Raw genomic sequence first — 15592 nt, 5'->3', positions numbered from 1 at the left:
ATGCGCATTCTGGTTCTGAACCCCAATACCACCGCTTCGATGACCGAAAAGATCGCCGCCGCCGCCCGGCGCGCGGCCTCGCCCGGAACCGAGATCGTGGCGGCCAACCCCGCCCGCGGCCCGGCCTCCATCGAGGGTTTCTATGACGAGGCGATGAGCCTGTCGGGCCTGTTGCAGGTGATCCGCGAGACCCCCGATGTCGATGCCGTAGTGATCGCCTGTTTCGACGACACCGGCCTCGATGCGGCGCGCTGCCTGACCGACATTCCCGTGGTCGGCATCGGCGAGGCCGCCTATCACATGGCCTCGCTGATCTCGAACAGGTTCTCGGTGGTCACGACGCTGGCGCGCTCGGTCCCGGCGCTGGAACACAACCTGCACCGCTATGGCCTGTGGTCGCGATGCGGGCGGGTGCGCTCGTCCGAGGTCGCCGTGCTGGAGCTGGAAGAGCCGGGCAGCAACGCCAGCGCCCGCATCGGCCGCGAGATCGCCCGCGCCATCGCCGACGACCGGGCCGAGGCCATCGTGCTGGGCTGCGCCGGGATGACCGACCTGACCGAGCGGCTGGCCGCCGAACATGGCGTCCCCGTGCTGGACGGGGTCAGCTGTGCCGTGACCCTGTGCGAGGCGATGGTGCGGCTGAAGCTGCGGACGTCCCGCCTGGGCGGCTATGCCCCGGTGCCGCAACACAAGCTGGCCCCGGCCTGACCCTGGCGCGCCCCGCGCATCCTGTTCCCACGGAGGTAAGACAGATGAAACACCGCACCCATCCGGTTTTGGCCGCGCTGATGCTGACCCTGGCGACCGCCCCCCAGGCGTTGGCGGAAACGCCCGCCATCGTGCTGATCAACCCCAATTCCAATGCCGAGGCGACCAGAAGCATGGCCGATCTGGCCCGCGGCGTCGCCGGCGACCGCGCCACCATCGTCGAGCGGACGAATGCAGGCGTTCCCGCGCTGCTGACCACGCCCGAGGACATGGCGAATGCCGCCAGGGGCGTCGCCGCCATCGGGCAGGAGGTTGCAGCCGAGCCCGGCGTCGCCGCGGTCATCGTGGCCGCCTTCAGCGATCCGGGCCTGCCGGAACTGCGCCAGGCCGTGACCGGGATCGGTGTCTTCGGCATCGGCGAAGAGGCGTTCCACGAGGCGGCGCGGGATGGCCGGCCTTTCTCCATCGTGACCATCACCCCCGACGAGGGGCTGCTCGAATCCTTCCGCCTGCGGGCCGAGGAGCTGGGCTATGCCGACCAATACCGGGGCGTCACGGTGACGGAGGGGGATCCGAACGAGCTGGTCAAGGATGCCGATGCGCTGGACGCCGCGCTGGCGGATGCGGTCGAACGGGCCATCGCGGAAAAGGGCGCGGCGGCGATCATCATGGGCGGCGGCCCGCTGTCGGCCCCCGCGATGCGCATCCAGGACAAGTTCCAGGTTCCGCTGGTCGTGGCGGTGGCGGCAGCGACAAGGGCCGCCCTGGCCGGGATCGACTAGGGACCGTCGCCGGCCGCGGCCGGGTGATCCGCACGGCAAGCCGGCCGCGGCCTGGCCGCCCGTGATGCCGGCCAGGCAAGGCGGATCGCCGTCGCGGCAAGCCTGCGGAACGGCCGGACCTGGCGCCGCTCAGGCGCCGGCGGGCCTGCGGGTCATGCCAAGCGCCCGCCGGTGCCGCATCGAGCGGACGAGGACCGCGATGGTCGTGCCGTTATGCAAGAGCGCCGTGGTCGCGGGCGCAAGCAGGCCCGTCGTCGCCCCGGCCAGGATCGCCGAGTTCACCCCCACCGCGACGCGGAAGTTCGAGCGGATCAGCGCCATCGTGTCCTGCGCGATCTCCAGCACGTCGGCCAGCGCGTCCAGCCGGTCCTCGACCAGCAGCACGTCGGCAGTCGCCCGCGCGATGTCGGCCGCGCGCGGCATGGCAAGGCCCACATCGGCCACCATCAGCGCCGGCCCGTCGTTCACCCCGTCGCCGACATAGGCGACCTTGGCGCCCCGCGCCTTGAGCGCGGCGATCAGGCTGGCCTTGTCCTCGGGCTGTTGTTCGTAATGCACCTCGTCCATGCCCAGCACGCGGCCGAAGGCCAGCGCCTTTTCGCGCGCGTCGCCGGTGATCATCACCATGCGCCGGATGCCCATCGCCCGCAGCCGCGCCAGCACCGGCGCCGCCTCGTCCCGCAGCCGGTCGCGCAGCGCGAACATCGCCAGCGGGCGGTCGTCCTGCGCGGCATAGAGCATCGACTTGCCCTCGGCCTTCAGCGCCTCGACCCGCGCGCGTTCGGCGGCGAAGGAGACATGCTCGTCGTCTTCCAGGAAATGCCGGCTGCCGAAGCGGATCACGTTGCCGCCGATCCTGCCCTCGACGCCGTGGCCGACGATGAAGTTCACCTCTTCATGCGCGACATGGGCCAGATGCCGGGCCTGCGCCAGTTCCACCACCGCGCGGGCGATGGGATGGGCGGTGTGTTCCCCCAGCGAGGCGACCATGGCCACGGCCCGCTCTTCGTCCACGCCCCTGGCCAGCGGCACGATGTCGGTGACTTGCAGCGTATTGTGGGTCAGCGTCCCGGTCTTGTCGAAGACCAGGGTATCGACGCCCGCCAGCGCCTCCAGCGCCTGGCCGGACTTGATCAGGCAGCCCTGTTTCGCGGCGCGATACATCGCGCTCTTGATGGCGATGGGGGTGCCCAGCTTCACGGTGCAGGAATAATCGACCATGAAGACCGATTCCATCCGCCGCCAGTCGCGCGTCGCGGCAAAGACCCCGGCCGCCGAGGCCAGCGTGATGCCGATGCGCTTGTCGGCAAGCTGCTCGGACACGGTCTCGATCTCGGCCGGGCGCTCCAGCGCCTCCTGGATATAGCGGGTGATGCGGCCGGTGGTGGTGGCGTCGCCCACCCGGTCGGCGCGGATCACCAGCCGGCCGTCGGTGACGATGCTGCCCGACAGCGCCACCTCGCCCGGCATCCGCGACAGGGGCAGGCTTTCGCCCGTCACCGCCGACTGGTCGACATAGCCCGCGCCCGCCAGCACCAAGCCGTCGACGGGCACGGTCTCGCCCATGCCGACCACGACGCTTTCGCCGCCCTGCAGGCTGTCGAAGGGGACGCGGACGGTCTGGCCGCCGCGCTCGACCCAGACGTCGTCGGGGCGGCGGTGCAGCAGCGTGCGCAACAGCTCGTCCGAGCGCTGCTCGGTGCCCGCCTCGATGTAATTCGCCAGCTCCATCAGGAAGCGGGTGAAGTTCGCCGTGCCGTATTCGCCGCGCAGCGCCGGCAGGCCCATGGCGATGGCGTCCAGCACCTCGACCTTCAGCCCCTGGGTCAGCGCCGCCCCGGCGCCGGTCAGGACCGGCCGGGCGACATTCGCCCAGGTGGCCAGCGCGGCCAGGGGGCGCGGCAGGGCGAAGGCCCCGGCGACCGAGCCAGCCGCCAGCGCCAGGTCCAGCCCGTCCGCCCCCTCGGGCGGCACGAAGCCCTCGGCATGGGCGGGCGGGTTGGCGGCGGTGGCGAGGATGCGCGCGCGCAGGCCGGGGCGGGCGTCATGAAGGACCACGACCGAGCCGCCCCGCCGGTTCACCCGCAGCCCGGTCACGCCCGGCAGGGCGCGGATCGCCGCCCCCGCCCGCGCGATCAGCGCGGCATCGGCCGGCAGCCGCAGGCGCAGGCGGCCGGGCAGTTCATGGGCGATCCGCATGGCCTAGCCGTTCACCGGGCGCGGGCCGCTGCGGTCGGCCTGGGGATCGACCGCCGCCTGGGGCTCGGCGGGGGCCTCGGCGGGGGCTTCGGGCGTCGCCGCGGCTTCGGCGGCCGCTTCGGCCTCGGCGTCGTGATAACGTTCCTTCAACTCCTCGATCCCGCCCTGCAGCGTCGCCCAAAGCTGCACCGCGGTGCGCATGATGACGCGCTGCGCCGGCTCGCTGGTCAGAAGCCAGGCCGCGCCGGCTCCGACCGCCAGCCCCTTGACCAGCGAATCCGCCTGCGGATGCGGGTGCGGATTGGCCATGCCCGGTGCGGGCTGGCCGTGCTGACCGCGATAGCCGGAAAAGGCCGGCGGGCCGGCCCAAGGCTGGGGTTGCGGCTGCGGGACCATCTGCTGGGCCGGATCGGGCGCCGGCCAGCCCTGGCTGCCATAGAAGTGATAGTGATAATGCACCCCGCCGTTATCCTTGCTCGACATGCTCACCCCTCCTGACCGGGCTTGTGAAAGACGTGCGAGACGACCTCGCGCAGTTCCGGCTTGCAGGCCAGGACCACCACGCCGGCGCCGATGGCCGCTCCGAGCCAGAATTTCGAGCCGCTGGCCCGCGCGATCCGGCCGAGGTTCGACAGGCTGAGCCCGTCCTGCATCACCCCCTCCAGCACGTCCAGCAGATCGACCCGGCGCGGACCCGGTCCCGGACCCGGACCATAGCCATAGGGCCCGCCCTGCGGCCCCTGGCCATAGCCCCAGCCGTGGGGCTGGCCGGGGCCGGATTGATAATCGTTGCTCATGGGATGCTCCTTTGCGACTGGTGCGGGGACGCGCCGTCCCCAAGCTGGCGGTTCAGGGTCGCGGCGATCTCCGCGGCCCCTCCGTTCAAGATGACCTGCCAATCCGCCGCGCCGATCACCTGCGGATCGTATTCCACCACCACCGACAGCGCCGCCGGGTTGAGCCGCGCGATCCGCACCGGCAGGCGGCGCAGCAGGTCGAGGAACGGCGCCGGATCGGCCGAGGGCATGTCCCTGAGCGCCGCGGGCGCCAGCTTCAGCCGGATGCGGCCGGCAACGTGATGGGCCACGGTGACATGGCGGCGCAGGTGCAGGAAGGGGGCCAGATCGGGCATGGGATCAGCCATGGGGCACCTCGCGCGGGATCCATTCCCAGACCTCGGGCAGCATCTCGGCCACCGGGCAGGTGCAGCAAACGGGCCCCTTGCCGCAGGAACCGCAAGCATCGGCCACCAGCCGGGCGCGACCCTTGGCGGCCCAGATCTGCATCATCGCATGGGCGTTGTCGCGGCTGGTCTCCAGCGCGATAGACAGGTCGGTCAGGCTGGCGCGATGCGCGCGCTCCATATAGTCGCGAAGGGCGGCCAGCGTGGTCATGCAGCACCTCCGATCCGGTCCGGCAGCGGCGGGCGTTCGGGCAGTCGCCTGCGCGCGACCGAATGGCCCACCGCCCAAAGCGCGGCCATCGACCCGGCCAGCAGCGCCAGGCAAAAGGCGATCCAGAGCGTCGCCTGCGCCGGGTCGCGGCCGAAGCGCGCGCCCTGGTAGAACAGCGTCGCCGCCGTCCAGCCCAGCCCCGTGGTCCAGCCGGCCGAGAACGCGGTCCAGCGCCAGCCGACCTCGTGCCAGATCGCGCCCACCGCGGCCACGCAGGGCATGTAGAGCAGGATCATCAGCAGATAGGCGAAGGCGCCGGCCTGCCCGTCGAAACGCGCCTCCATCGCGCGAAAGGCGGCGGGGGCGACCTCAAGCTCCTCGGCCACCGCATCCTCGCCCTCGGCCGTATAGGAGACGTCGATCCCCAGCGGATCGCCGGCCGAGCCGAAGGCATCGGCCAGGTTCGCGGGAATGGTGGCAAGGGCGGTCGCGATCTGTTCGCCGATGCCGGGCGCCTCTTCCTCGGCCGCCTCGCCGCCGGCTTCCGCGACGCCAAGCTGGGTGTAAAGCGCGTTCAGCGTGCCGATCACCGCCTCTTTCGCCAGGATGCCGGTAAAGACGCCCACGGCGGCGGGCCAGTTGTCGTCGGTCATGCCCATGGGGCGGAACACCGGCACGATGCCGCGCCCGATGGCGGACAGGACCGAATCCGTCTCGTCCTGGTGGCCGAAGCTGCCGTCGGTGCCGACCGAATTGAGGAAGTTCAGCACCACGACCACCGGCACGATCACCCGCCCGGCCTTGACGATGAAGGCCTTGAGCCGGTCCCAGGCGCGCAGGATCACCGTGGTGAAGGTCGGCAGGTGATAGGGCGGCAGTTCCATGATGAAGGGCGAGGCATCGCCTTTCAGCACCGTGTTCTTCAGCAGAAGCCCGGTCAGCACCGCCGCGGCGATGCCGATGACGTAAAGCAGGAAGACCAGGTTCTGCCCGGTTTCGGGAAAGAAGGCGGCGGCGAACAGCGCATAGACCGGCAGCCGCGCCCCGCAGGACATGAAGGGCGCCATCATCACCGTCAGCAGCCGGTCGCGGCGGCTTTCCAGCGTGCGCGTGGCCATGATCGCGGGCACGTTGCAGCCGAAGCCAACGATCAGCGGCACGAAGCTTTTTCCCGGCAGGCCGATGAAGCGCATCGCCCGGTCCATGACGAAGGCCGCCCGCGCCATGTAGCCCGAATCCTCCAGCACCGACAGGAACAGATAGAGAAAGGCGATGATCGGGATGAAGGTCGCCACCGTCTGGATGCCGCCGCCCACCCCGTCGGCCAGCAGCACCACCAGCCATTCCGGCAGGCCGATCGAGGACAGAGCCCGGCCGAAGCCGTCGACCGCCACCGCGCCCACCGCGATGTCGAAGAAGTCGATGAAGGCGCCGCCGATGGAAATGGTGAAGAAGAACATCAGATACATCATCGCCAGGAAGATCGGGATCCCCAGCCAGCGGTTCAGCACCACCCGGTCGATCCGGTCCGACATGGTGCGCGAGACGTCATGCGGCCGGGTCAGCACCGCAGAGACGATCCCGGTCACGAAGCCGAACCGGGCATCGGCGATCAGGATGTCGCTGTCCTCGCCCAGCGCGCGCTCCAGCCCGTCGCGGGCGGCGGCGATCTGCGATTCCAGTTCGCCCCCGGTCCCGGCCAGCGTCGGCGGGTCGCCCTCGATCAGCTTCAGCGCCCGCCAGCGGCTGCCGGCATGGGGCATCAGCGCGGCGACGGCGGCCTCGATCTCGGGCGCATAGCGCGGCTCGGTGCCTGGGCCGGGGGCGGCGGTGATCGCGCGCTTCAGCGCCTCGATGCCGGTCCCGCGCGAGGCCACGACCTCGATCACCGGGCAGCCGAGCGCGCGCTCCAGCCCCGCCCGGTCGATGGCCAGCCCCCGCCGCGCCGCGATGTCGACCATGTTCAGCGCGACCACGATGGGCACCTGCATCTCCAGCAGCTGCGTGGTCAGGTAGAGGTTGCGCTCCAGGTTCGAAGCATCGACGATATTGACGATCACCTGCGCCGCGCCCGACAGCACGAAGTCGCGCGCGACGCGCTCGTCCTCGGACACCTGCACGGTCGCGCCCAGCGAATAGACGCCGGGCAGGTCGACCAGCTCATAGACCCGGTTCTGGTGGCGGAAGCGGCCGGTCTTTTTCTCGACCGTCACGCCGGGCCAGTTGCCCACCTCCTGCCGCGCGCCGGTCAGGATGTTGAAAAGCGTGCTCTTGCCGCAATTGGGGTTGCCGACGACGCCGATGACGATGGTCATTGCAGCTTCTCCACCGACAGAAGGGCGGCCTCGGCCTTGCGCAGGCTCATGGCAAAGCCGCGCAGGCTGATCTCGACCGGATCGCCAAGGGGCGCGACGCGGGTGATGGCGAATTCGACGCCGGGCGTCAGGCCCATGGACATCAGCCGCTGGCGATAGCCTGCGGCGCCATGGCCCAGCCCGAGGATCCGCGCCCTGTCCCCCGGCACCAGGTCGGAAAGCGTCAGCGCCGGCATCGCCGGCTCCAGCAGCCGCACCTTGACCCGCCGCGCGGTGTCGAGGTCCAGCGTCAGCCGCGCATCCTCGTTGATGGACACCAGCAGCCCTGCCCCGCTGCGCTGCACCACGCGCAGGCGGCAACCGACATGCAGGCCAAGATCGGACAGGCGAAGCTGTTCTTCGGGCGGGGCCTCGATGGCGCGCACCCCAAGCGCGACGTCCGGGGCTTCGTCAAGGGATACCGCGCACATGGATGACCTCGTTGGCAAGGAGGAAACGAGCTGGCGGCGGCTTGCCCAGATTATTTGATCCTAGCCCGATTCGCCCCTGCCGTCCTTGATCCGCATCAATCCAGGCGCGCCGTGCCCGGCCCGGCCCGGCCACGGCTCAGCCGTTTCCGGGTGGCGGCGCCATGCCCATGCCGCGCCTGGCGGCGAAATCGACCGGGATCGCCAGCCTTCCCGCATAGCCGCCCGCGGGATCGCCGCTCGGCACCACGGTCTGCCGCCCGCGGCGAGCCGTTCCTCTGCACCCGTCCCCGCGCCTGAGCCGACGGATCGCATCGCCGAGACCGCGTTTCCCAACAGCCCCCAGATGCCGCCCCGCGCCGCAGGCGAGAAACCGCTGCCAGCCTTTCCTTTGAACCTGTCCCGGTGCCGAAGCCGACGGATCGCCGCCAAGGCACGGTTTTCCAGCAGCCCCCTTGGGGCACCGACCTCCGTCGCCCGCGCCGAGGCGAGATCCGGCTTCTCGTCAACGATCCGGGCGCCCTGCGCAAACAGCAGGACGATCGAGATCGTCGCAGGCAATCGCAAGCCGGCTTGGCCCGACACTCGACACCGACGGGGCCAAGGGCCGCCCCCGCCCTTATTCCGCGGTCCCCGCCTGGCTCGCCTGCAACTCCCCGATCAGCGCCTCGATCCTGCGCTTTCGCTGCCGCGCCTCGGCGATCAGCGCGTCCACCGCATCGCGCTTTGCGCTCAGCAGGCGGATCGCCTCGGCGCAGGAGATCGGATGCGGGCCGGAACGGACCTCGACGCTGGCGATCTCGCGCAGGGTGAAGCCCAGCCCCTGCGCCTGCTCGATGAAACGCAAAAGCGCGACCAGTTCCTCGGGGTAGTCCCGATAGCCGTTCGGCCCGCGTGCGGCAGGCGCGATGATGCCGCGCCTCTCGTAGAAGCGGATGCGCGAGGTCGTCACGCCTGCTGCTTTCGCAATCTCACCGATCTTCATTCTGGCCCCTTGACCTTAAACCTAGGTTCAAACCCTATATCCCGATGCGACACGACAAGAAAGGATCGCGCCGCATGCCGGATATGTCCCAATCCCTGCTGTTCCAGCCGCTTCAGCTGCCCAGCGGCCAGACCATCCCCAACCGCATCGCCAAGGCGGCGATGGAGGAGAACATGGCCGACCTGCGCCACCTGCCGGGGGAACGCCTGGGCCGGCTTTACCGGCAATGGGCCGAGGGTGGCGCCGGGCTGATCGTCACCGGCAATGTCATGGTCGCGCCCGATGCGGTGACGGGGCCTGCCGGGGTTATCCTCGACGCAAGCCAGCCGCTGGCGCCGTTCAAGGACTGGGCGGCGGCGGGGCGCGTGAACGGGGCGCGGCTCTGGATGCAGATCAACCATCCCGGCCGCCAGGTCTTTGCCCGCACCACGCCCGAGGCCATCGCCCCCTCGGCGGTGCCGATGCGAATGGAGGGCGCCTCGCGCCTCTTCGCCAAGCCCCGCGCCATGACCGGCGCAGAGATCGCCGAGGTGATCCGCCGCTTTGCCGAGACCGCCGCGCTGGCCGAACAGGCGGGCTTCGACGGGGTGCAGATCCATGCCGCGCATGGCTATCTGCTGAGCCAGTTCCTGTCGCCGCTGACCAACCTGCGGACCGACGAATGGGGCGGCAGCCTGGAGAACCGTGCCCGGCTGCTGGTCGAGATCGTCCGGGCGGTGCGCGCGCGGGTCTCGCCCGGCTTCGGGCTGGGGGTCAAGCTGAACTCCTCGGATTTCCAGAAGGGCGGCTTCGGGGCCGAGGATGCGGTCGCCGTGGTGCGGATGCTGAACGACCTGCCCGTCGACCTGGTCGAGCTGTCGGGCGGCAGCTACGAAAGCCCGGCCATGCATGGCCGCCCCGCCGCCGCCAGCACCGTGGCGCGCGAGGCGTATTTCGTAGATTTCGCCCGCGACGTGGTGGCGGTGGCGCATATGCCGGTGCTGGTCACGGGCGGGATCCGCCGCCGCGCCACGGCCGAGGCCGCGCTGGCCCCCGATGACGGCCGCCCCGGCGTGGCCATGGTCGGCCTTGCGCAGGCGCTGGCCTGGGCGCCCGACCTGCCGAACCGCTGGCGCGCGGGCGAGGCGGTGGCCGAGGTGCCAAGGGTCCGCTGGAAAAGCCGCCCGCTGGCGAGCCTCGCCACCATGGCGCTGGCCAAGCTGCAACTGCGCCGCATGGGTGCGGGCAAGGCACCGACGCCCCGCGCCTGGGCGCCCGGCGTGGCGGTCCTCGACCAGGTCAGGACCGCTTGGCGCAGCCGCCGCTATCGCGCCTGGTTGCAGGCACGCCGTCAGGCGTGAGAGGATCGGCCATGAAACGCATCCTGCATGTCGTGACCAATACCGCCCATTACGACGACCCGCGCCACCCCACCGGGCTGTGGCTGTCGGAACTGACCCATGCCTGGGACATCTTTGCCGCCCAGGGCCATGCCCAGCACCTGGCCAGCCCGCAAGGCGGCCGCGCGCCGCTGGAACCGCGGGCGCTGAGATGGCCGCTGCTGGACGCCTCGGCACGGGCCTGGCGGGACGATCCGACCCGGATGGCGCTGCTGGAGGACACCGCCGCGCCCGACCGGATCGACCCGGCCGATTACGACGCCATCTATTTCACCGGCGGGCATGGCGTGATGTGGGATTTCCCCGACAGCGCCGGATTGCAGCGCATCACCCGCGAGATATGGGAGCGGGGCGGCATCGTCGGCGCGGTCTGCCACGGCTATTGCGGGCTCTTGAACACCCGGCTTTCGGACGGCCGGCTGCTGGTGGCGGGCCGCCGCGTCACCGGGTTTTCATGGCGCGAGGAGATCCTCGCCGGGGTGGCCAAGGCGATGCCCTTCGATGCCGAGGCCGAGATGGCCCGGCGGGGCGCGCTCTACCGCAAGGCTCTGCTGCCCTTCGTCCCGCATGTCGTCGCCGACGGGCGGCTGGTGACGGGCCAGAACCCCGCCTCGGCCAAGGCCACTGCCCGGCACATCGCTCGGCTGCTGCGGGAATGATTGGGGAAGCGCCACGCTATGCCGCTGGGCCGGTCGGTCATGGCGAATGTCCCGCGACCCTCATTCCGCCGCAGCGGCGCGGCGAGGCTGTCCTGCGGAAGCCAGGCGCTTCAGCGCCTCGGACACGTCCACCCGGCGGTAGGTCTCGGTCGCCAGCCCCTCGGGCGAGCGCAGGGCCTGCCGGGTCTGCAGCGCCCTTTCCCGCTCTTCGGGGGCGATCTCGGCGTCGCAGGCGACCAGCCAATGCGCATAATCGTCATCGGCTTCCTTGATCGGGATGCCGCTGCTCGAGACCGCGCCGGGCGCACGGCGCATCGCAACGATCTCGGAAACCGGGCGCAGCACCTGCGCAGGATTGAACTCGGTGCGCCTGTCGGTCCCCGCGATCTCGACATCGCCACCCGTCACCCGCCCCGACGCGTCATAGACGAAGGCAGAGGCGATGCGGTCGAGCGCGGCCTCGACCTCTTTCGGGCGATGCACCACCTCGCGCAAGGGGCGGTCGGGAACGGCGAGGCGGGTGATGCCGCGGTCGTTGATCGCATCCAGCACCTCGCGGTGATCGTCGGTACGCAGGATCACCTCGCGCCGGGCGGGCCAGAAATCATAGGGCGCATGGGCACCGTGGCACTTGCCGATATGGAAGGCATAGATCTCGGGATAGACGGCGCGGCTGCTGCGGCGCGAGGCCTTGGCGTCGTAATAGGCCATCATCGCGGATTGCAGCAGGTGGGTGGCGCCGACCCCGCCCACGGGCTCGTCGATCACCAGGCCGAAACGGTCAAGCTCGGTCCAGCCGGGGAAAAGCTCGTCCAGCCCTGCGGGCCTGCCGCCGATCCGGATCGCGAACATGTCGGTGCGAAGCAGCGATACAACATGCATGATTCATCCTCCTGCACTGCGCTGGACCACTATAGGCGGCGCGAGCGGCCTGTCATCGGACAATGAGGTAGCACGGGGCAAGACCGCGAGAGCCAGCTCAGCCCGCGAAACCGCCAGCGGGAGCGGATCGCATGGTCCCGATCGGCGCTCGCACTGTTCACGGTCCCCGTCTGGGCGGCCTGTCACCGGACGATGAGGCCGCACGGGGCACGACCGCGACCGGCCCGCGAAACCGCCAGCGGGAGCCGGATCGCTGTCCCGATCCTGCACTCGCGCAGTTTGCGGCCGGGCGGCCGGTCATTCCTCCAGATGGCCGCGCAGGGTGTCGGCCGAGTATCGCGGCCGGAACAGCCCCTCCTGCACCAGCCGCGGGATCAGCGCCTCCAGCAGCAGGTCCAGCGAGCGGATCGAGCCGCCCGGCACGGCGATGAAGCCGTCGATGGCACCGGCGCGGAACCAGGCGGCGATCTCCCGGACCGCATCCTCGACCGTGCCGATCACCTGCCAATGCACCGAGGCCAGGATCTCGGGCCGGGCCAGCAGGTCGGCGGGCGTCGGGCGCTGGTCGCGCAGGATGCGGCGCAGCGCCTCGCAATGGCTGGCGCAGCGGGACGAGCGGTGGTCGGCCGGCAGGTCCGCCGGGGTGATCGGCCGGTCCTCGGGCCAGTCCCGCAGGTCGAGGCCCAGGAATTCCTGCGCCAGCCGCATGCGCTGGCGGCGGTCGATCCGGGCATGGGTGGCCAGGAACAGCGCCCGCGCCTCGTCCCGCGTCTCGCCCAGGTAAAGGCTCAGGCCCGGCAGCAGCCGCACGTCGCGCGGCTGGCGGCCATGGGCCAGCGCGCGTTCGGACAATTGCCGCCGCATCTCCAGCGCGGTCGGCATGTCGGGCGTCATGCCGAAGACCATGTCGGCGACCTGTCCGGCGAAATCCACCCCCAGGCTTGATCCGCCGGCCTGCATCAGCGGAATGTCCGGGCCGGGATATTGCGGCAGGTTCATCGGCCCGCTGACCTGGAACTGCGGGCCGTGGTGGTCAATGGGCAGGATCAGGTCGGTATCGGCATAGCGGCCGTTCTCGCGGTCGACCAGCAGCGCCTCGGCCGGGAAGCTGGCCCAGAGCCGGCGCACCACCTCGGTGAACTCGGCCGCGCGGGCATAGCGCGCCTGGGACGAGGGCATCTCGGGCAGGCCGAAATTCTCGTTTCCCTGCAAGGCGGTGACGACGTTCCACCCCGCCCGGCCCCGGCTGAGCCAATGCAGCGACATCAGCTGGCGCGCGGCGTGATAGGGATGGCCGAAGGTGGTCGAGATGGTCGTCACCAGCCCGATCCGGCGGGTTTCCCGCGCGATCGAGGCCAGAAGCAGGGTCGGGTCCAGGCTGGAAAAGCCGAAGGACTGCGCCATCACCGGCAGGGGCAGGAAGCTGGCGTCGGGGCGAAAGACGAAATCCATATGCGCCGCCTCGGCCCGCCGGGCCACGTCCAGCGCCAGGTCGCTGGAATAAAGCCCCTCGATGCCGCTGTCCCTGTGCCGCCAGCCTTCGCCGCTGAGCCATGTGGGCGCAACGGACATGCCGATGCAAAGTCTTGGTCGGAGCATCATTCGCCCTGCCTGCCTGTCAAAGAAGACCGGCGCCACGGGGGCGCCGGCCGGAATTGCGCGGTGCAGCCGCCTAGAAGGTGCCGCGGATGCCGATGCCGACCATGCGCGGCGAGGTCATGCTGCCCTGGGTAAAGACCACATTCCCCCGCGCCGCTTCAAGCAGCGTCGGCGTGCGTTCGTCCAGAAGGTTGTTGACATAGCCGTAAAGCTCGACCCGGTCGTTGACACGGTAGCTGGCATTGACGTCGACCAGGGTAAAGCCGTCCACCGCATAGGCCGGGGTGTTGGCGGTGTTGGAATAGTAGCCGTCGATATAGCGCAGCTGCCCGCCCAGGTTCAGCCGGTCGGTCGCATCCCAGCTGGCGCCCAGCGTCAGCATCTTGCCGGGGGCGCGGGCGAATTCGTTGCCCTCGTAGGCGGGCATCTGGTCGAAGCGCTCGAACTTGGTATGCAGCAGGCCCATGCTGCCGCGCAGGGTCAGCGCATCGGTCGCGCGCCAGTCCGCGGCCAGCTCCAGCCCGTAGGCGCGGGCATCCTGGGCGTTCACGGTCTGCAGATAGGTCACGCCATTGACCAGATGCGCGATATTGTGCTGCGCATCGCTGTAATCCATGTAGAACAGGTTGCCGGTCAGCATCAGCCGCCCTTCCAGCAGTTCGGCGCGGGTGAACAGTTCGTAGTTCCAGACGGTCTCGGCGTCGAACTCGGTCCATTCCTTGGAATAGCCGAAGTCCAGCGAGATGCCGCCGGGGTTGTAGCCCTTGCTGACCAGCGCGCCGACGCTCCAGCCCGGCGTCGCCTGATAGGCCAGGGTCAGCCTGGGCAGCAGCGCGTCGAAGGTGTGGTCGTAATCCACGTCGCTGTTGGCGAACAGCGGCGAGACGTCGCCCTGCCGGCGGATGTGGTCGCGCTGATAGCGCAGGCCCGCCGACAGCGTCCAACGCTCGTCCATGCGCCAGTTCACCTCGCCGTAAAGGCCCAGGTTCGACTTCTCGTCGCGGAAGGTCGAGATGCCGCCCTGGTTCAGCCATTCGTCCTGGTCGGTGAAGGCGACATAGATGCCGGCCACACCGCTGAGCCCGTCGGCCGGCGTGCCGAAGGTCAGCTTGCTTTCGTTCGAGTAATTGTCCTGCGCGACATTCGCGTCGCCCATGGTCGGCGTGCCGACGCGGCGCTCGACATCCGAGGTCGAATATTGCGTCTTGCTGCTCAGCACCATGCCGTTGCCGATGTCGTAATCCACGTCGAGGATCGCGGTGTCGGTGGTCTGGTCCCAGCCCGGCATCCAGGTGGCGATCGATTCCAGCTCGTCATAGGGTTCCGAGGCGCCCTCGGCGCTGGGGCGCTTCATCCGGCTGTGGCTGTAGGTCAGCTTGGCGGACAGGCCCGGCAGTTCGGCCGGCTGCCACAGCAGCTTCAGCCGCGCATTGGCATTCAGGAAGTCCTGCCCGATCTCGTTCTGGATGAAGTTCGAGCCGACATAGTCGATGAAGGTGTCGCGGGCCGAATAGTCCAGCGAGACCCGCGCGGCCAGTTCCTCGGTGATCGGCCCCGACCACATGAAGGATGCGGCGCGCTGGTTGTAGTTGCCGCCTTCCAGCCGATACGCGCCCTCGGGGGTGAAGCTGGGATCCTTGGTGTTGACGATGATCGCGCCGGCGATGGCGTTCGCGCCCTGCGCGGTGGTCTGCGGGCCGCGGAACACCTCGACGCCGTCCACGTCCCAGGTCGAGGTCGCGCCGAAGTAAAGCTCGTTATAGCTGAGATAATGGCCGTCGAGGTTGATGGTCGCGCGCGGCACCGATCCGGCGAAGAAGGCGTTGGCGCCGGTATGCGGCCCCTGCGCGTCCTGGCCGCGGATGACCGGCGTGCTGACGTTGTCGGTATAGAGCACGTTCGGCGTGCCGGCGATGACGCTGCGGACCTCGGCCTTGCCGGGCTTTTCCTTTTCCAGCTCCTCGGCCGTCACCACGGAAACCGAACTGGGGGTCTCCATCAGGTCGCGGGTGATGGTGTCGCCGGTGATGATGACCGTCTCCAGCGTGATGGCTTCGGCGGGGGCTTCCTGCGCCTGCAGCGGCGCTGCGACCAGAAGCGTGACCAGGCTGACCCCTTGCGTCAGCCGCCTGCGATGATTCTTGGGCATGGGTTCCTCGGGCTTGTCGGCAAAAGCGCGGGCTGGCAGGGGAACCTTGCTGGCGGCATGCGTGCCACATTGCG

General features: G+C 69.9%; 15 protein-coding genes. 4 read left to right on the top strand and 11 right to left on the bottom strand.

The features are described 5' to 3' along the window. Together KF941_RS04875 and KF941_RS04870 are read left to right on the top strand one after the other, a co-directional pair. Complete coding sequence (locus KF941_RS04875) at positions 1 to 708, top strand: aspartate/glutamate racemase family protein (protein ID WP_072462565.1); 708 nt, start codon at positions 1 to 3, stop codon at positions 706 to 708. 44 nt (positions 709 to 752) lie between these two features. After that, a complete protein-coding gene (locus KF941_RS04870; RefSeq protein WP_214272705.1) occupies positions 753 to 1490 on the top strand; it encodes an aspartate/glutamate racemase family protein in 738 nt (245 codons plus the stop codon). Positions 1491 to 1619: 129 nt separating this feature from the next. Here KF941_RS04870 and KF941_RS04865 read toward each other — a convergent pair whose 3' ends face one another. The 8 genes from KF941_RS04865 to KF941_RS04830 form a co-directional block, all read right to left on the bottom strand. Beyond that, positions 1620 to 3689, bottom strand: coding sequence for a heavy metal translocating P-type ATPase (locus KF941_RS04865; protein ID WP_214272704.1), 2070 nt, complete (start codon positions 3687 to 3689; stop codon positions 1620 to 1622). Between the two features lie 3 nt (positions 3690 to 3692). Continuing rightward, the gene (locus KF941_RS04860) at positions 3693 to 4172 is read right to left on the bottom strand and encodes a hypothetical protein (RefSeq protein WP_214272703.1); all 480 of its coding nucleotides are present in this window, start codon (positions 4170 to 4172) and stop codon (positions 3693 to 3695) included. Between the two features lie 2 nt (positions 4173 to 4174). Continuing rightward, a complete protein-coding gene (locus tag KF941_RS04855) occupies positions 4175 to 4486 on the bottom strand; it encodes a hypothetical protein (protein ID WP_214272702.1) in 312 nt (103 codons plus the stop codon). Then, positions 4483 to 4833, bottom strand: a complete 351-nt coding sequence (locus KF941_RS04850; RefSeq protein WP_214272701.1) for a hypothetical protein — start codon at positions 4831 to 4833, stop codon at positions 4483 to 4485. Before KF941_RS04850 ends, KF941_RS04855 begins: the two co-directional genes overlap by 4 nt. Then, on the bottom strand, positions 4826 to 5083 hold the full coding sequence (locus KF941_RS04845) for a FeoC-like transcriptional regulator (protein ID WP_036755104.1): 258 nt from the start codon (positions 5081 to 5083) through the stop codon (positions 4826 to 4828). Before KF941_RS04845 ends, KF941_RS04850 begins: the two co-directional genes overlap by 8 nt. Further along, the gene (feoB, locus tag KF941_RS04840) at positions 5080 to 7398 is read right to left on the bottom strand and encodes a Fe(2+) transporter permease subunit FeoB (protein ID WP_214272700.1); all 2319 of its coding nucleotides are present in this window, start codon (positions 7396 to 7398) and stop codon (positions 5080 to 5082) included. Before feoB ends, KF941_RS04845 begins: the two co-directional genes overlap by 4 nt. Continuing rightward, a complete protein-coding gene (locus KF941_RS04835) occupies positions 7395 to 7868 on the bottom strand; it encodes a FeoA family protein (RefSeq protein ID WP_214272699.1) in 474 nt (157 codons plus the stop codon). The genes feoB and KF941_RS04835 overlap by 4 nt, the downstream gene beginning before the upstream one ends. 616 nt (positions 7869 to 8484) lie before the next feature. Next, a complete protein-coding gene (locus tag KF941_RS04830; protein ID WP_214272698.1) occupies positions 8485 to 8850 on the bottom strand; it encodes a MerR family transcriptional regulator in 366 nt (121 codons plus the stop codon). Between the two features lie 74 nt (positions 8851 to 8924). On the opposite strand from KF941_RS04830, the gene KF941_RS04825 reads away from it, so the two are divergent. Both KF941_RS04825 and KF941_RS04820 read left to right on the top strand, forming a co-directional pair. Continuing rightward, positions 8925 to 10190: an NADH:flavin oxidoreductase/NADH oxidase family protein gene (locus tag KF941_RS04825; RefSeq protein ID WP_214272697.1), complete on the top strand. Its 1266-nt coding sequence runs from the start codon at positions 8925 to 8927 to the stop codon at positions 10188 to 10190. Between the two features lie 11 nt (positions 10191 to 10201). Next, on the top strand, positions 10202 to 10888 hold the full coding sequence (locus KF941_RS04820; protein WP_214272696.1) for a type 1 glutamine amidotransferase domain-containing protein: 687 nt from the start codon (positions 10202 to 10204) through the stop codon (positions 10886 to 10888). Positions 10889 to 10948: 60 nt separating this feature from the next. Here KF941_RS04820 and KF941_RS04815 read toward each other — a convergent pair whose 3' ends face one another. From KF941_RS04815 to KF941_RS04805, 3 genes are all read right to left on the bottom strand, one after another. Next, a complete protein-coding gene (locus KF941_RS04815; RefSeq protein ID WP_214272695.1) occupies positions 10949 to 11770 on the bottom strand; it encodes a hypothetical protein in 822 nt (273 codons plus the stop codon). A 297-nt stretch (positions 11771 to 12067) separates the two neighbouring features. After that, complete coding sequence (locus KF941_RS04810; RefSeq protein ID WP_240540220.1) at positions 12068 to 13342, bottom strand: NtaA/DmoA family FMN-dependent monooxygenase; 1275 nt, start codon at positions 13340 to 13342, stop codon at positions 12068 to 12070. Between the two features lie 100 nt (positions 13343 to 13442). After that, positions 13443 to 15518, bottom strand: a complete 2076-nt coding sequence (locus KF941_RS04805; protein ID WP_214272694.1) for a TonB-dependent receptor — start codon at positions 15516 to 15518, stop codon at positions 13443 to 13445. Positions 15519 to 15592: the final 74 nt, after the last annotated feature.

The organism is Paracoccus sp. pheM1 (assembly GCF_018499825.1).
In the GTDB taxonomy this organism is placed as follows: Bacteria; Pseudomonadota; Alphaproteobacteria; order Rhodobacterales; family Rhodobacteraceae; genus Paracoccus; species Paracoccus versutus.
This window is presented reverse-complemented; position numbering and strand designations above follow the sequence as displayed.

Bases quoted from the DNA above. Each gene is read 5' to 3' on its own strand.
- KF941_RS04870 (WP_214272705.1), top strand. From the start codon at position 753: ATGAAACACCGCACCCATCCGGTTTTGGCCGCGCTGATGCTGACCCTG.
- KF941_RS04815 (WP_214272695.1), bottom strand. From the start codon at position 11,770: ATGCATGTTGTATCGCTGCTTCGCACCGACATGTTCGCGATCCGGATC.
- KF941_RS04845 (WP_036755104.1), bottom strand. From the start codon at position 5,083: ATGACCACGCTGGCCGCCCTTCGCGACTATATGGAGCGCGCGCATCGC.
- KF941_RS04855 (WP_214272702.1), bottom strand. From the start codon at position 4,486: ATGAGCAACGATTATCAATCCGGCCCCGGCCAGCCCCACGGCTGGGGC.
- KF941_RS04835 (WP_214272699.1), bottom strand. From the start codon at position 7,868: ATGTGCGCGGTATCCCTTGACGAAGCCCCGGACGTCGCGCTTGGGGTG.
- feoB (WP_214272700.1), bottom strand. From the start codon at position 7,398: ATGACCATCGTCATCGGCGTCGTCGGCAACCCCAATTGCGGCAAGAGC.
- KF941_RS04825 (WP_214272697.1), top strand. From the start codon at position 8,925: ATGCCGGATATGTCCCAATCCCTGCTGTTCCAGCCGCTTCAGCTGCCC.
- KF941_RS04830 (WP_214272698.1), bottom strand. From the start codon at position 8,850: ATGAAGATCGGTGAGATTGCGAAAGCAGCAGGCGTGACGACCTCGCGC.
- KF941_RS04865 (WP_214272704.1), bottom strand. From the start codon at position 3,689: ATGCGGATCGCCCATGAACTGCCCGGCCGCCTGCGCCTGCGGCTGCCG.
- KF941_RS04820 (WP_214272696.1), top strand. From the start codon at position 10,202: ATGAAACGCATCCTGCATGTCGTGACCAATACCGCCCATTACGACGAC.
- KF941_RS04850 (WP_214272701.1), bottom strand. From the start codon at position 4,833: ATGGCTGATCCCATGCCCGATCTGGCCCCCTTCCTGCACCTGCGCCGC.
- KF941_RS04860 (WP_214272703.1), bottom strand. From the start codon at position 4,172: ATGTCGAGCAAGGATAACGGCGGGGTGCATTATCACTATCACTTCTAT.
- KF941_RS04810 (WP_240540220.1), bottom strand. From the start codon at position 13,342: ATGTCCGTTGCGCCCACATGGCTCAGCGGCGAAGGCTGGCGGCACAGG.
- KF941_RS04875 (WP_072462565.1), top strand. From the start codon at position 1: ATGCGCATTCTGGTTCTGAACCCCAATACCACCGCTTCGATGACCGAA.
- KF941_RS04805 (WP_214272694.1), bottom strand. From the start codon at position 15,518: ATGCCCAAGAATCATCGCAGGCGGCTGACGCAAGGGGTCAGCCTGGTC.